10 protein-coding genes are annotated in these 14,368 nt (G+C 69.2%); 6 read left to right on the forward strand and 4 right to left on the reverse strand.

Annotation, left to right across the window (positions count from 1 at the left end; translation table 11 throughout):
* Positions 1–448 precede the first annotated feature (448 nt).
* From SYV04_RS19285 to SYV04_RS19300, 4 genes are all read right to left on the reverse strand, one after another.
* Complete coding sequence (locus tag SYV04_RS19285; protein ID WP_321547299.1) at positions 449–4,030, reverse strand: two-component regulator propeller domain-containing protein; 3,582 nt, start codon at positions 4,028–4,030, stop codon at positions 449–451.
* A 185-nt stretch (positions 4,031–4,215) separates the two neighbouring features.
* Positions 4,216–6,195 carry a LysM peptidoglycan-binding domain-containing protein gene (locus SYV04_RS19290; protein WP_321547300.1) on the reverse strand — a complete coding sequence of 660 codons (1,980 nt, stop codon included), beginning with the start codon at positions 6,193–6,195 and terminating at the stop codon, positions 4,216–4,218.
* A 151-nt stretch (positions 6,196–6,346) separates the two neighbouring features.
* Entirely contained in the window at positions 6,347–7,903 is a 1,557-nt protein-coding gene (locus tag SYV04_RS19295) for a multiheme c-type cytochrome (protein ID WP_321547541.1), read from the reverse strand.
* Positions 7,897–8,280, reverse strand: a complete 384-nt coding sequence (locus SYV04_RS19300; RefSeq protein WP_321547301.1) for a response regulator — start codon at positions 8,278–8,280, stop codon at positions 7,897–7,899. The genes SYV04_RS19295 and SYV04_RS19300 overlap by 7 nt, the downstream gene beginning before the upstream one ends.
* A 172-nt stretch (positions 8,281–8,452) precedes the next feature.
* Between SYV04_RS19300 and SYV04_RS19305 the strand changes: the two genes are divergently transcribed.
* From SYV04_RS19305 to SYV04_RS19330, 6 genes are all read left to right on the forward strand, one after another.
* Positions 8,453–10,075, forward strand: a complete 1,623-nt coding sequence (locus tag SYV04_RS19305; RefSeq protein ID WP_321547302.1) for a mechanosensitive ion channel family protein — start codon at positions 8,453–8,455, stop codon at positions 10,073–10,075.
* An 89-nt stretch (positions 10,076–10,164) separates the two neighbouring features.
* Positions 10,165–10,740 carry a hypothetical protein gene (locus SYV04_RS19310; protein WP_321547303.1) on the forward strand — a complete coding sequence of 192 codons (576 nt, stop codon included), beginning with the start codon at positions 10,165–10,167 and terminating at the stop codon, positions 10,738–10,740.
* A gap of 4 nt (positions 10,741–10,744) precedes the next feature.
* Entirely contained in the window at positions 10,745–11,572 is an 828-nt protein-coding gene (locus tag SYV04_RS19315) for a hypothetical protein (RefSeq protein ID WP_321547304.1), read from the forward strand.
* Between the two features lie 11 nt (positions 11,573–11,583).
* Complete coding sequence (gene lpoB, locus SYV04_RS19320) at positions 11,584–12,192, forward strand: penicillin-binding protein activator LpoB (protein WP_321547305.1); 609 nt, start codon at positions 11,584–11,586, stop codon at positions 12,190–12,192.
* A gap of 77 nt (positions 12,193–12,269) precedes the next feature.
* Positions 12,270–13,484, forward strand: coding sequence for a COG3014 family protein (locus SYV04_RS19325; protein ID WP_321547306.1), 1,215 nt, complete (start codon positions 12,270–12,272; stop codon positions 13,482–13,484).
* Between the two features lie 59 nt (positions 13,485–13,543).
* Complete coding sequence (locus SYV04_RS19330; protein ID WP_321547307.1) at positions 13,544–14,290, forward strand: ZIP family metal transporter; 747 nt, start codon at positions 13,544–13,546, stop codon at positions 14,288–14,290.
* Positions 14,291–14,368: the final 78 nt, after the last annotated feature.

The raw sequence follows: 14,368 nt of genomic DNA on the forward strand, positions 1-14,368 counted from the left end.
TTTGCCCAGTGCCCGGATTTACTAGAGTTCGCAGCTGGCGGACTTCACGTTAAAAGCCAGTCCCAGTGAGGGGATTCGCAACAGTCAACGTAACGGGAGAACTCCGATGCGGCACAAGCCGCAGGCTGAAATACAACCTGCTGGCCGCGATGGGAGCGTCCCTGTCAACCTCGTGGTCACTGGCGCCAATAAGAACGGCTTCAATTTGGTGCAGCAAACCTTTGAACTTAGTGCCGGTTCAGAGGCCGAACCCCACGAAAGCTCGACTCAGCAACTATACCTAGATCAGGCTACGACTACAGCAAGGTGTGCAGGTGGGGCAGCCCAGTCGGCTTGAGCCAGCACGCATGTGCGCCCGTGTCTCCCTGTCCGTCCCAAGAAGGGCTGCCGCAAGAATGCGCGCCGAGTGGAGCAGCCGAACATGCTCCTACATCGATTCTTCGCCTTGCTACCCGGCCCGAATGCCTGACGCGGGCGACTGGGACGAGAGCAGCCCCCGGATGCGGGACTGAAGCGAGTCTGGCTCGAAGGGCTTCTCGAGCCAGGGCAGGTGGGTCTTCTCCAGGAACGAGCGCCCCGCCTCGGTGAAGGCTCCGCCGGTGATGAAGACCATGCGCTCGGCCAGCTCGGGCGCCTCGCGGCAGAGCGTGGCGTACAGCTCCATGCCCGTCATCTCCGGCATCATCAAGTCACAGAGGATCAGCGCGAACTCCTCGCCGGAGCGCAGCCGCTCCAGCGCCCGGTGCGCGCTGGTGAAGGCCTCCACCTCGTGCTCGGGCTCCAGCATGCGCGACAGGGCGGTGGTGAGCAGGGGCTCGTCGTCGATGACCATGAGCCGGGCGCTCGGCCCGTCATCGTCATCGTCGGAAGAATCTCGCGAGCGCTCCGAGCGTGCGGGCTCCGGGGCCAGGGGCAGCACCACCTCGAACGTGGTGCCGCGCCCCACCTCGCTGTGCACGCGGATGTCCCCGCCCATGGCCTGCACGTAGCTGTGGCAGATGGACAGCCCCAGGCCGGTGCCCATGCCCACGGGCTTGGTGGTGAAGAAGGGCTCGAAGATGCGCGGCAGCACCTCGGCGGGGATACCTGTGCCTGTGTCGGTCACCTCCACCAGGGCCTGGCCCCGCTCGTTCTTCCGGGTGGTGATGCGGATCTCGTTGGACTGGGTCCGCCCCTCCGGAATGGCCTGAGCGGCGTTGACGAGCAGGTTGAGGAACACCTGGCCCAGCCGCGTCTCGTCCCCGAGCACCTTGAGCCCCGGCGTGTAGTTCTTCACCACCTGGGCCCGGTGGCGCAGCTCCGTGTCTGCGATGGAGAGCGCGAGGTCCAACACCACGTGCGGGTCCACCTGCTGAGGCTGCTCGGGCTGCACGCGGGAGAACGCCTTGAGATCCTGGACGATCTTCCGCACCCGGTCCGCGCCCTCGAGCGCCTCGCGCAACGCCTGCTCCACCTCTTCGGCCCAGCGCCCGTCCTTGTTCACCCGCGACGCGGCGTCGTGGACCTCCTCGGCCGCGTAGTGGAGGTTGGAGATGATGAAGGCCAGGGGGTTGTTGATCTCATGCCCCACGCCGGCCGCCAGCGTGCCCACCGCCGCCATCTTCTCCGCGTGGGCGAGGCGCTGGCGGGTGGTCTGCAGCTCCTGGAGCCGGGCCTTCAAGTCGACGTTGACGGTGGCCAGCTCCGCGGTGTGCTGCGCGACGCGCACCTGCAGCTCGCGCTCGCTCTGGCGCAGCCGGCGCATGCGCAGCCACACCCCACCGACCACGGCGAGCACGCCAGCGAGCACGCACGCCACCTGGAAGAACAGCGTCTGGTGGAAGCGGGGCCGCAGGTAGAAGCGGATCTCCTTCTCGGCCGAGCTGGGGCCTCCGTCCGGGGAGTCCGCCACCACGCGGAACCGGTACTGCCCGGGGGGCAGGCGCGTGTAGTAGGCCACGCGCCGGGAGCCGGCATTCACCCAGCTCGTGTCGATGCCCTCCAGCAGGTAGCGGAAGCGCAGCCGGCGCGTGGAGCGCAGCCCCGCGGAGGTGTAGTGGATCTCCACGCCGCCCTCGCCCACGGGGATCTCCTCCCACTCGGCGGCAGGCACGAGGCGCCCATCCACGCGCACCTCCTCGATGAGCACCGGCGGGGGAGGGGCGGGCTCCTTCTCGTTCTCGGGGACGAAGACGGCGGCGCCCTGGATGGTGGGGAACCACAGCCGGCCGTCACGGGCGCGGATCCCCGCCGGCGAGCCCATGCCGTTGCACTCCTCGGAGCGCATGCCGTCCTCGGTGCCGTAGACGCGCGAGGTGACGCGGGAGAGCTTGCCCTGGGCCACGGCCTCCAGCTCCGCGAGGGCCACGCGGAAGACGCCCTTGTTGCAGCTCATCCACAGGAAGCCCTGGTCGTCGGGGAGGATCTGGAAGATGCGGTTGTCGAAGAGCCCCTCGGAGCGGGTGAAGCGCGTGGGGTGCTCCTTCTCCTCCTTCTTCCAGCGGTAGAGGCCGCGCTCGGTGCCAATCCACACCGCGCCGCTCGGGTCCTCGTGCAGCGCGAGGATCTCCCCCGTCACCTTGCCATTGGCGGGCACGTGCTCCACGGTCTCTCCGTCCTGGAGGTGGGCCAGCCCGCCGCTGCTCGTGCCCACCCAGACGCCTCCCGCGGCGCTCCCCTTGAGGAGGGTGACCCCCTTGCCGGGCAGGCCCCCCTTCGGGGTGAACATCTCGAAGCGCTCGCCGGTCCAGCGTGCCAGCCCCTGCTCGGTGCCGATCCACAGCGTGCCGTGCGGATCCTCGTGCAGGGTGCGCACCAGCCCTGGAGGCACCCCCTGCTCCGCCTTGAAGGAGCGGAGCTTGCCGTCGGTCCAGCGGCTCACGCCGTTCCACGAGCCGAACCAGAGGCTGCCATCGCGCGTCTCGGCGATGGAGGTGATGCGGTCCTGGACGAGCCCGTCCTGGGTGGTCCAGGCGCGGACCTGGCCGTCCTTCATGCGGAACACGCCACCGCCCATGGTGGCCAGCCACACGCTGCCGTCATGCGCCTCGTGGATGGCGAGGACGATTTCGTGCGCCAGCCCCTCCTGGGCGCCATAGGGCGTGAAGGGCGCATCCTTGAAGCGGTGGAGCCCCCGCCCATCCGTGCCCATCCACAGGTTGCCCTCGGCGTCCTCGAACAGGCCGAACACGGAGCTGCCAGCGAGCCCATGGAGCGAGTCGGGCGCGGAGCGCTGGCCATTGGCCCACCGCAGCGGCCCCTTGCCCTGGCTGCCGACCCAGAGCGTCCCGGCCCGGTCCACGAGCAGGCTGGTGATGGGCGCTCCCGGCAGGCTCGCCTCGGGGACCCGCCGCATGCCGCCTTCGCGCAGCTGGTACACGTCGCCGTCGTCGGTCCCGGCCCAGAGGGCGCCCTCCGGTGACAGGGCCAGCGAGCGCACCGCGACCTTCTCCTTGCCCTCGAAGGGCAGCGGCGCGCTCATGTGGGCGCCGTCCCAGCGCTGCAGGCCGCCGGTGGTGCCGATCCACACCGCGCCCTGGGGGGCCTCGGCCAGCGCCAGCACCGAGTCATTGGCCAGTCCTTCCTGGGTCGTCCAGCGGCGGTAGGTCTCTCCCGTGCGCTGGAGCAGTCCGTGGCGGAAGGTGGCGATCCACAGGCTGCCGTCCTGGGCGGCCATCAGGTCGATGAGGTTGCGAAGCTCCAGGCCCAAGGGAGGGGGGACGAGGAAGAAGGTGCCCTGCCTCAGCCCGGTGACGCCTCGGCTGGAGGCAATCCACAGCGTCCCATCCGGGCCGGCCACGAGGCGGCGGATGGCGTTGTCCGGCAGGGCGGGGGTGTTGGCCTCATCGAAGGTGGTGAAGCGCACCCCATCGAAGCGCACCAGCCCCTCCCAGGTGCCGGCCCAGAGGTAGCCATCGGGCGTCTGGGCGACGGAGAGGATGCTGTTCTGAGGCAGCCCGTCCTCCACCCGCCAGGCGTGATAGGGGAACTGGAGCATGGCCTTGTCCGGGTTCAACGCCCAGGCATCGCCAGCTCCCCCCAACAAGGCCACGAGTCCCCCCAGCACCGCCAGCACACGCGCCTGGGCTGAGGAGACCCGCCATCTCTGCGCAGGTGTCATCCTATCCCGCAGGTAGAGCACACCTGGGGGGCTTTACACAACTGATTAGGTAGTCCGGGAGCGCGAGGTTATCCGGGCCTGGGCCTTGGGCAGGCCTTCGGGGAGCAGGCGGGGACTCAAGGGGCGGTCACGGTGAGCTGCTTGCCGGCGGGCACGGCGCGGTGGTCCTTGATGTTGTTCCACCGCTTGATGTCCTCGACGCTGACGCCGTAGCGCTGGGCCACCGACCAGAGCGTCTCTCCGGCGGCCAGGGTGTGGACGGCGGCGCGGCCGGCCTTGGCGGGAGCAGGAGCGGGAGCGAGCGCCGGGGCGGGCTGCTCCCGGGCGGCCACCACGGTGCCGGAGCGCTCCACCACGGCGGGGGCGGCGCCGGGCCACACCTGGATGACGGTGCCGACCTTCAGCCCACGCTTGCGGCGGGGCAGGCTGTTCCAACTGCGCAGGTCCTCCACGGTGACATTGAAGCGCTGGGCGATGGCCCACAGGCTGTCGCCCTCCTGCACGCCGTAGATGACGCGGGTGCGGCCGCCGATGACCTCGGTCTTGATGGGGCCGGTGGCGACGGGAGCGCGGGGCGTGCCGGCGGGGATCTCCTCCTCGGGGCGAAGCGCGGTGACGCCGCTGCGGCGCGCCTGGGCGACCTTGCGCTCCAGCGCGGCGCCGCCGCCCTTGCCGGCGGGCACGGGGATGGCCAGCTCCGCGTTGATGCGCAGGGCGCGGGCGCTCTTGAGGCGGTTGAACTGGAGGATGGCCTCCGGCGCGCTGCCATAGGCCCCAGCGATCTGGGACAGCGTGTCGCCGCGCCGCACCTTGTGGATGCGGAAGGTGAGCCGCTCCTGGGGGGCGAGCTGCTTGATGTTCTCGGCGAACTTCTCCGCCGAGCCCTTGGGCAGCCGGAGCAGGTAGGGCGACTTCTCGGAGGCGGGCGGGGTGCACCAGCGCTTGAGCTCGGGGTTGAGGTCATGCACGTCCTTGACGCTCACCCCGGCGGCGCGGGCGATGACGTCCAGGTCCATGGCGTCCACGAGCTTCACCTCGTCGAAGGCCAGGGCCTCCTCGTACTCGAACTCCTCCTCGCGGAAGCCGAAGGCACCGGGGTTCTTGGAGATGAGCGCCGCGGCGATGAGCTTGGGCACGTAGTGCTGCGTCTCCTTGGCGAAGCCCTTCTCCTCGCACAGCTCCCAGAAGTTCGAGGTGCCGTGGCGGTCCATCATCCGCCGCACGCGCCCGCCGCCGGTGTTGTAGCCGGCCCAGGCCAGGTACCAGTGGCCCAGGTCCTTGTGCAGCGCCTTGAGGTAGTTGGCGGCGGCGTGGGTGGCCTTCACGGGGTCGCGGCGCTCATCCACCCAGAAGTCCTGGCGCAGGCCGTACTCGCGGCCGGTGCTGGGGATGAACTGCCAGGGCCCGGCGGCGTGCGCCCACGAGTAGGCGTGAGCGGAGAAGCCGCTCTCGATCATCGCCAGGTACACCGTGTCGCGCGGCAGCCCCTTGGCCTCGAGGATGGGCTGCATCATGGGCATGTAGCGCGTGGAGCGGGAGACCCACTTGCGGAACCACTTGCGGCCCGGGCCCTGGAAGAACTGGATGTACTGGGCCACCAGGGGCTGCATCTCCACGGGGATGTCGTAGCGGTCCTGGAGCTGGCGCACGTCGAAGTTGGCCAGGTCGCGGATGAGGGGCAGCTCGGGCGGGGTGTCATCGTCGCGGAGGGTGGGCTCCTCCAGGACGTCCATCATGCGCAGGCGCAGGGGGTTGGCGATGCCCAGGCGGCGCAGCGACTGGAGCACCTGCGCGTTGGGGCGGGCGCCCGGGTCCAGGGCGGCACCCTCCAGGGCGCGCAGCTCCTCGAGCTCGGCGGACTCGGACTCCACCTCCTCGTTGGCCTCCTCGGGCTCGGTGCCCTCGGGGGCGTCGGCGCCCGCCGGGGCTGGGGCGCTGGCGGTGCCCTCTTCGCCCTGGGCGGCGCTGCCCGCGAGCAGCTTCTTGTCCTCGGTGTCGAGCAGCCGCATCCCAGGCGGCGGAGGGGGCATCGGCAGCACCTCCTGTGCGGAGGGGACCGAGGCGAGGGCGACCAGCATGAGGCACAGAGACGGCATGGGAACCCTGGGGGCGCGGAAGGCCCGGTGAAGCGAAAAGAGGCCCAAGTATTCGCGGTTTTTCTTGACAGTCAAACAAGCGGCTCGGTGGGCTGCTTCCCGAGCAGGCGCCATTTATACGGGGACTTCCACCGCGAGGCGGGAAATCTCCCTACTTCTTGACTCCGGGTGCAGCCGAGGAGGGCTGCCCGTGGCCAGGCCCCAGCACCTTGGGCAGGTAGGTGGCGAAGTCGAAGTGGGGCGAATTCTCCGGGTTGTGGCAGGTGACGCAGAGCGCCTGGCCGGGGTTGCGGACGATGTTGGCCGGGGTGGGCTCCTCCGCGTGGAGCGAGCCGGGGCCATGGCAGCTCTCGCAGCCCACGTCCTCGCGGCCGGCCACCTTGTCCAGGCGGCACACGCCTCCGGGTTGCTCGTAGCCGGTGACGTGGCAGCCCACGCAGTTGAGGTGGAACTGCTTGCCGGCCTTCTCCAGCGTCTCCCAGGCGTGGCGGTGCTTGGACTTCTCCCACACGGGGAAGGCCTCGGCGTGGCAGTCCTGGCAGGCCCCGTTGCCCACGAAGGCGGCCTCGCCCTTCTTGGGCGCGGGACAGTCCTGGCCGTGCTCCTTGGCCCAGGCGAGGTTCATCTGCCCCACGTCCCGGTCATACGCCGTCACCACCGCCTGCACCTCCGGCTCATTGCCGAGGCTGGCCTCCAGGGGGAGGAAGCGCAGGGTGAAGCTGTTGGTGCCGGCGGTGTTGGCCACGGGCTCGGTGAGCAGCTTCTGCTTTCGGGCCACCAGCTCCTCCAGCTTGGCCTGCTTGAGCTGGTGGAGCTGCGGGTCGATGCCCGGCAGGTTGATCTCCTTGTTGAGCAGGGCCATGCGCTGGTCCAGCGCGGCGGCCTCGCGGTCCGTGTCGCCCTGGGACTTCACCGGGGCGAAGCGGCCCTTCTGGGGCGCGTAGCTCAGGTCCACGCGCAGCAGGGAGCGGCCCTTGCTCTGCAGCGCCACCAGGGGCACGGCGCCGCGCACCAGCTTGTTCTCCTCGCCGCTGAACTCGCTGGCGGTATGGGTGGCGAGCACCAGGTCCGCCTCCAGCCCGGGCTGGGCCACGGCCGCCTGCGCCGCCTCCACCGCGCCGTGGAAGAGGCCCACCACGAAGTCGGCGCCCTGCGAGCGGGCCTGGGCGCTGCCCTGGAGCAACTGCGCGGCGTCGTTCGCGGCCACCACGCCCACGGTGCGAGGCCCGGCGGGCAGCAGCTTCACGCCCCCGGCGGGTAGCTCCGGCAGGCCGAGGCTCTGGCGGAAGGCCACGCCGCGCACCTCGTCCAGCTCACCGGTGGCGCGCACGGAGAGGCCCATGCGCTTCATGGCCTCGGCGAGCGCCTGGGCTTTGCGCTCCTCCTGGGGAACCTGGAAGGGCTTGAGGGTGTGCTCGCCGAAGAGGCTGTCGCCGCCGTCGATATAGAGGACGGGCAGGGGGCCCTTGCGCGCCTCCATCACCTGGAGCGCCGCGCGGGCGATGCCGCCGCGCATGTTCTCGCTGCAGCCGCAGGGGCCCAGGTAGCCGCGCGTGTCCGCGGAGAAGAAGAGCAGGGCGCCCGAGCTGTCGGCCGTGGCCGCGGCAGCGGGAGTCCCCGTGGGAGCCGCCCCCGTCTCCGGAGTGCGCTTGCACCCGGCCAGCAGCACGGGCAGCAGCACCAGGAGCGTGAGCGAGCGCCTCACCAGAGGATGCTCTGCACCAGCTCGTCGATCTTCTCGCCCATGGCCTCCAGCCCGTTCATCTTGGACAGCGAGCCGTCGGCGCCCACCTGTTCGGCCAGCTTGGTCAGCTCCTCGTCCGGGAGGCTGGAGAACAGGATGATGGGGATGTCCTGCGTGTTGTACTCGTTCTTCAGGGTGCGGCAGATATCGGTGCCCTTGGCCTCGGGCATGTGGATGTCGGTGAGGATGAGATCCGGCCGCCAGGTTCGAAGCGTCTTCTCGAACTCCATGAGCGTCGAGGTGGCCACGACTTCGTAGCCCCGAGCCTCGAGTACGGCCTTCTCCATGGCGAGAGTGATCTCGCTGTCGTCGATGAGGAGGATTTTTCGCTTCTCTTGCACGGCGACCTTCCCTTGGAGTTCCGTTCTAACTTATCCGCCCAACGAGGCACCACGGCTTTCAGCCCGCCCGGCTGCTCCAGGGGCCTGCTGTCCACGGGCACACGGTCCGTCTTACCGGTCCTCTAATGAAGATTGCGGGCAAAGTGGTCCTGGAGGAGTAAGGAAAGCGGCCATGTTCCGAGTCCTCCCGGTGCTTTGCGCTCTTGTCCTCGCCAGTCTCCCGGCCTGGGCCCTCAATGCCGGTCTGGGTCCACCTCCACCCACCGTGGACCGGCAGACGCCTCATGCCACTGTCCGAGGCTTCCTGGAAGCGGCGCATGCGGGCGACTACAAGCGCGCGGCCTTCTACCTGGACCTGGACTTCCTGCCCCGGGGCGAGCAGGCCGAGAAGGGGCCCCAGCTGGCGCGCCGGCTCAAGTTCGTGATGGACCGCAAGCTGCCGGTGGACCTCTCGGCGCTGAACCAGACCCCGGAGGGGGACCCGGCGGACGGGCGCTTCGACCAGCTCGGCACCATCCCGTTGGAGGGAGCGGCGGTGCCCATCCGGGTCCAGCGGGTCGTCGCCGATGACGGTGCGCTGGTGTGGGTCTTCAGCGAGTCCACGGTGAAGCAGGTGGACCATCTCTTCCAGGAGTACGGCCCGCTGCTGGCCGAGACGCTTCCGGCCATCTTCTTCCGCAGCTCGGTGCTGGGGCTGGAGCCGTGGCAGTGGCTGGGGCTGATCGTGGTGCTGGTGGCGGGCTGGGTGATGGCCGTGCTGCTGGAGCGGGTGTCGCTGGCGGTGACGATGCGGCTGGCGAAGTGGACCCGGGTCTCCTGGGATGACTCGCTGGTGGGAGCGGGGCGGGGGCCGGTGCGCCTGCCGTACTACGCGGTGCTGCTGGCGCTGGGCACCTCGTTCCTGTTGCTGCCGCGGCCGGTCCAGCGGGTCATCGACCGGGTGTGCTACTCGCTGCTCATCATCGCGGTGGCGTGGTTCGTGCTGCGCTTCCTGCGGGTGTCGGCCGCCTTCGTCCACGACAAGGTGTCCAGCAAGACGCGGGACGCCACGCGCCTGCGCAGCCTGAGCACGCAGCTGGCGGTGCTGCGGCACGTCTTCGAGGTGGCCACCTACGTCATCGCCTCGGCGCTGCTGCTGATGCAGTTCGAGGTGGTGCGCAACGTGGGCGTGTCGCTGTTGGCCTCGGCGGGCCTGGCGGGCCTGGTCATCGGTCTCGCCGCGCAGAAGTCCATCTCCACGCTGCTGGCGGGAATCCAGCTCTCCATCACCCAGCCCATCCGCATGGGGGACACGGTGGTGGTGGAGAACGAGTGGGGCACGGTGGAGGAAATCACCCTCACCTATGTGGTGGTGAAGGTGTGGGACGAGCGCCGGCTGGTGGTGCCCATCACCCAGTTCCTGGACAAGTCCTTCCAGAACTGGGGCAAGGGGGGCTCGCAGATGCTGGGGGACGTGCTGCTGCAGGTGGACTACTCCACCGATATCGACGCCCTGCGCGCGGAGCTCAAGCGCATCCTGGAGAACGAGGGGCGCGAGCTGTGGGACGGCAAGGTGCAGACCGTGGTGGTGCTCAACGTGCTGGAGAAGACGCTCGCGGTGCGGGCGCTGGTGAGCGCCGAGCCGAGCAAGCTGTTCGATCTGCGATGCCTGGTGCGCGAGCGGCTCATCGTCTTCCTGCGCACCCGGCCGGGGTGGTTGCCCACGGTGCGCAGCGAGACGCGGCCGGTGGTGGCCGGGGGCGAGCAGGCGAACCCGGGGCAGCCCACGGGGCCCGCCCCGGTGCCCCGCGCCTGAGTGCTGGACCCAAAAGGCCCTTTTGAATATGTGCCGCGGCCGTCCGTCGAGGCATTTGCTGTCCTACTTCGTCGCTGGAGTCCGCCGTGATGAAGCGCCAAGCCAGAGTGTGGGGAGCTGTCGCGCTGCTCGCCGCCATGCCCGTGTCAGCCCTTGCCCAGGAGCGGGGCCGCACCGATGGGCCCGAGGGGTCCGAATACGGGAAGGGCGGCTATGAAGATCTCAACGGAGGACGGTTCTCGCTGGAGTTCAACTGGGGCGCGGCCGTCAACCAGGAGCCTCCTCCGCCGGGCGCTCCGGATGGCCCGCCGCTCTTCCTGGGGTTGACGGCCTCCCTGTGGGGCGATGACTGGTACCAGCTGGACTTCAGCGGCGCCTACGTCATGGATGGGGGCCGGTTGGACCTGCTGGTGGGCCCGCGCTTCCGCACCTACGGCTACCCGCTGAGCCTCTCATTGGGCCTCAAAGCAGGTGCCATCATCATCCCTGAGGTGGGCTTGCGCTTCGGCCTGTCGCCGCAGATCGGCGCGGACCTGCTCATCGGGGACCGGGATGACATCATCCTCGGGCTGGCCTACGCGCCGGACATCCCCTTGCCTGTCGAGATCAACGGATCCAACAACGTCACCCACCGGTTGTTCATGAGTCTCGGGTACAGGTTCTAGCGCCATGATTGCTCACGCCCTCATCGCCGCCCTCGCCCTCACCGTGGGGCAGACGCCCAGCGCCACCACGGCGCGGGGCACCACCGCTCCGGTCTTCCCGTTCCCCACCGGAGAGGTGCAGACGATCAACCTCATCGAGTGGAACTCGAACCAGCTCCCTCGCCTGTACGAGCGCTCGGACCAGCTTCCGCTGACGGACGAGGAGGTGGCCAAGCTGTCCAAGGCGGGCTTCACCTCGGCGCAACTGGTGAAGATGATCGAAGAGCGCCGCTGCGCGTGTGACGCCAGCGCCGACGGCCTCATCCGCCTGAAGCAGGCGGGAGTGAACGCGGACGTGCTGTCGGCCCTCTCGCTGCACTCGCTGCCGCCCAACCGGATGCTCAACCTGCTGGTGACGCTGGACTTCACGGGCGAGAGCCGCGGCGCGCGCGAGGCCTTCCTCTACTTCTTCGTGGAGGACGGGGACCTGACGCGGGTGTTGACGCTCAACATCCCGGACCTGCTGCAGAACCAGAACGCGCACGAGGCGACGGTGGACCGCAGCGACATCCTCCGGGCGCGGCTGGTGCGGCGCATCCAGTTGCCTGGCTCGGTGCCGCTCAAGACGTACGGCCCGCACCGGGTGCTGGTGGCCTCCAGCGCGAAGCCGACCCTGACCCACCCCTCGCAGCTCACCGAGCAGGAGCGCGCCAAGGCGCAGCTCTACACCTTCGACTACCCGCGCTCTTCGCTGCAGAGCCTCTGCCGGCTGACGGCGGGGTACCGCCAGGACGCGGTGCTGGCCTACAAGTGGCGCTTCGAGGGCAGCCGCTTCGAATGCGAATGGAACTAGGAGCACGCCCCATGAACACCCGCCTCATTCTTTGTGCCTGCCTCGCCGCCTCGCTCAGTGGGTGCATCCACGGTGGTCCTCGCGCCTATACGCGCGGCACCTACGAGGATCCGAACACCATCGAGATGCTGTCGGACCGCTTCAACGAGAACGACCTGCAGCTCATCGCCAAGAAGATGGCGGAGTCGCTGGCCAACTCGCCGCGCTTCGCCCAGCCCAGCCCCGAGCGGCTGCCCATCGTCCTGGTAGGGAAGCTGAAGAACAGCACCTCGGAGCACATCGACATGCGCTCCTTGGGGGACAAGATCCAGACGGCGCTGGCGCAGACGGGCCGCTTCGCGCTGGTGGACCAGCAGTCGCGCACGGACATCGCGGAGGAGTACGAGTACCAGCAGTCCGGCTACGTGAACCCGAACGAGGCGAAGGCGCCGGGCCAGCAGGTGTCCGTGGACTTCCTCATGACGGGCGACCTGGCCTCCATCATCCAGGAGGTCGGCAACGACAAGCTCGTGTACTACAAGATGACGGCGAAGCTGAGCAACGTGCGCTCGGGCCTCATCGAGTGGACGGACGAGAAGCAGATCCGCAAGAAGTTCGAGAAGCGGACCGTCGGCTGGTGACCCGAGGCCGCTGAGCTCCCGCCGTGCGCCCCTTGCGCCCCCGAGACCGCAGCAGCCCTCGCCCTTTGGGGTGGAGCGTGCTCGTGCTCCTGGGGGCGCTGCTGCTTCAGGGGTGCGCGGCGGACTACGTGGCGCGCACCTATGGCGTGCGCCAGGCCTACGAGGCGGAGGACTACCCGCGCGCGCTGGAGGAGCTGGGGGACCTGGAGAAGCAGGGAAGCCGGCAGGACGCGCTGCTCGTGCTGCTGGACAAGGGCATGGTGCTGCACGCCGCGGGGCGCTGGCAGGAGAGCCTCCGGGTACTGGCGGAGGCGGACCGGCTCTCGCAGGAGCTGGACGCCGTCTCCATCAGCGAGGAGGCCGGGGCGCTGCTGAGCAACGAGCGGCAGCGGGCCTACCGGGGTGAGGACTTCGAGAAGCTGATGATCTCGGTGCTCCAGGCGCTCAACTACGCGGAGCTGGGGCAGGATGATGAGGCGCTCGTCGAGGTCCGCCGCGTCAACGAGCGGCTGGAGAAGATGGTCGTCGACGAGAAGAAGCCGTACGAGCAGCTCGCCATCGCGCGCTACCTGGGCGGCATCCTCTACGAAGACCAGCGCGAGTGGGACTCGGCCTTCATCGACTACGCGAAGGCGCTCGAGCTGCAGCCCGGGCTGGGGCCGCTGTCCGAGCCGCTGCTGCGCCTGGCGAAGAAGACGGGGCGGGACCAGGTCTACGAGGAGCTGAGGCGGCGCTTTCCGGACGTGCCCCACGAGCCACTGGGCCCCAACGAGGGGCAGCTGGTGGTGGTCATCGAGGCAGGGCTCTCGCCGGAGAAGGTGTCCCACTCCCGCCACTACCGGCCCGATGCCACGGAGCTCATCGAGGTGCCCTCGTACCGGGACCGGGGCTATCCCCCCCGAGCCCAGGTCCGCGTGGGCGAGCGCACCGAGGGCGCGGTGATGGTGACGTCGCTGGCGCAGGTGGCGAAGATCCATCTGGACGACCGGGTAGGCCGGATGTTGGCCAGGCAGCTCGCCAGCGCGGTGGTGAAGGCGGGAGTGGCCGCCGGGGCGGGCGCCATCACCAAGAGCGAAGAGGTGGCCTACCTGACGTTCCTGCTGCTCAACGTGGCGAACGCGCCGGACCTGCGCTCGTGGCTGGCGCTGCCGGCCGAGTTCCAGCTGGCGCGCTTCCGGCTGCCGGCGGGGCAGCACACCGTGCAGGTGGAGTATGGGGGCCAACCCCTCGCGCGAGAGGTGGAAGTGAAGCCGGGGCGCGTGAAGGTCGTCGTGTTGCGGCGCTATCGGTGAACGGAGACGCACCGGCAAGGTGTTGCGCCCCCTCCCATCTGATGTAGGGTCCGCGCCCCATGTCGTCGGTCGTGGCCGAGGTGGCCATCTTTTCCTGCATCATCATCCTGGGCGCCATCGCTGGCGCCGTGGTGGTGGTGTTCACCCGGAAGCCCACGCGGCTGGTGACGTTCCTGGCCTTCGCCGCGGGAGTGATGCTGGGCGCGGCCTTCTTCCACATGCTGCCGGAGGCGTACCACGACGGGGGCTACCGCTCCTTCACGCTGGTGCCGGCGGGCTTCGTGTTCCTCCTGGTGCTGGAGCGCTACTTCCTCTCGCACACCTGTGAGGAGCCGCTGGACTGCACCGAGCACGCGAACCATGGGCTGGGGCTCACGGCGTTCCTCGGGCTGGCGGTGCATACGCTCTTCGACGGGATTGCCCTGGGCTCGGCGGTGAAGGAGGGCGTGGGGATGATGGCCTTCATCGCCGTTGCCTCGCACAAGGTGCCTTCGTCGCTGTCGCTCGCCTCCATCCTCAAGGCGGAGGGCAAGCGCACGCAGGTCATCCTGTCCTACGCGGTCTTCTACGGCCTCATGGTGCCGGTGGGCGCGGCGCTCTACTTCGGCTTCGACGCGGTGCTGAGCTTCGAGAAGTTCTCGCCGTGGGCGCTCGCGTTCTCCGCGGGGACCTTCCTCTACATCGCGGTGTCGGACCTGCTGCCGCACGTCAACCGCCACGGCAAGGAGCGGCAGGGACGCAACCTGCTGGCACTGGGGGTGGGGTTGTTTGTGATGCTGGCGCTGGCGCGGGTGACGGAGCACTGAAAACTTCACACTCCGCCCGTCGGACGTGCATTCCGCCTTTCGGGGCCTGACGGGTGGAGTACGGTCGGGCCCGTGAGG

Origin of the sequence: Hyalangium ruber (assembly GCF_034259325.1) — a bacterium.
In the GTDB taxonomy this organism is placed as follows: Bacteria; Myxococcota; Myxococcia; order Myxococcales; family Myxococcaceae; genus Hyalangium_A; species Hyalangium_A rubrum.

Bases quoted from the DNA above. Each gene is read 5' to 3' on its own strand.
- SYV04_RS19290 (WP_321547300.1), bottom strand. From the start codon at position 6,195: ATGCCGTCTCTGTGCCTCATGCTGGTCGCCCTCGCCTCGGTCCCCTCC.
- SYV04_RS19305 (WP_321547302.1), top strand. From the start codon at position 8,453: ATGTTCCGAGTCCTCCCGGTGCTTTGCGCTCTTGTCCTCGCCAGTCTC.
- SYV04_RS19310 (WP_321547303.1), top strand. From the start codon at position 10,165: ATGAAGCGCCAAGCCAGAGTGTGGGGAGCTGTCGCGCTGCTCGCCGCC.
- SYV04_RS19315 (WP_321547304.1), top strand. From the start codon at position 10,745: ATGATTGCTCACGCCCTCATCGCCGCCCTCGCCCTCACCGTGGGGCAG.
- lpoB (WP_321547305.1), top strand. From the start codon at position 11,584: ATGAACACCCGCCTCATTCTTTGTGCCTGCCTCGCCGCCTCGCTCAGT.
- SYV04_RS19330 (WP_321547307.1), top strand. From the start codon at position 13,544: ATGTCGTCGGTCGTGGCCGAGGTGGCCATCTTTTCCTGCATCATCATC.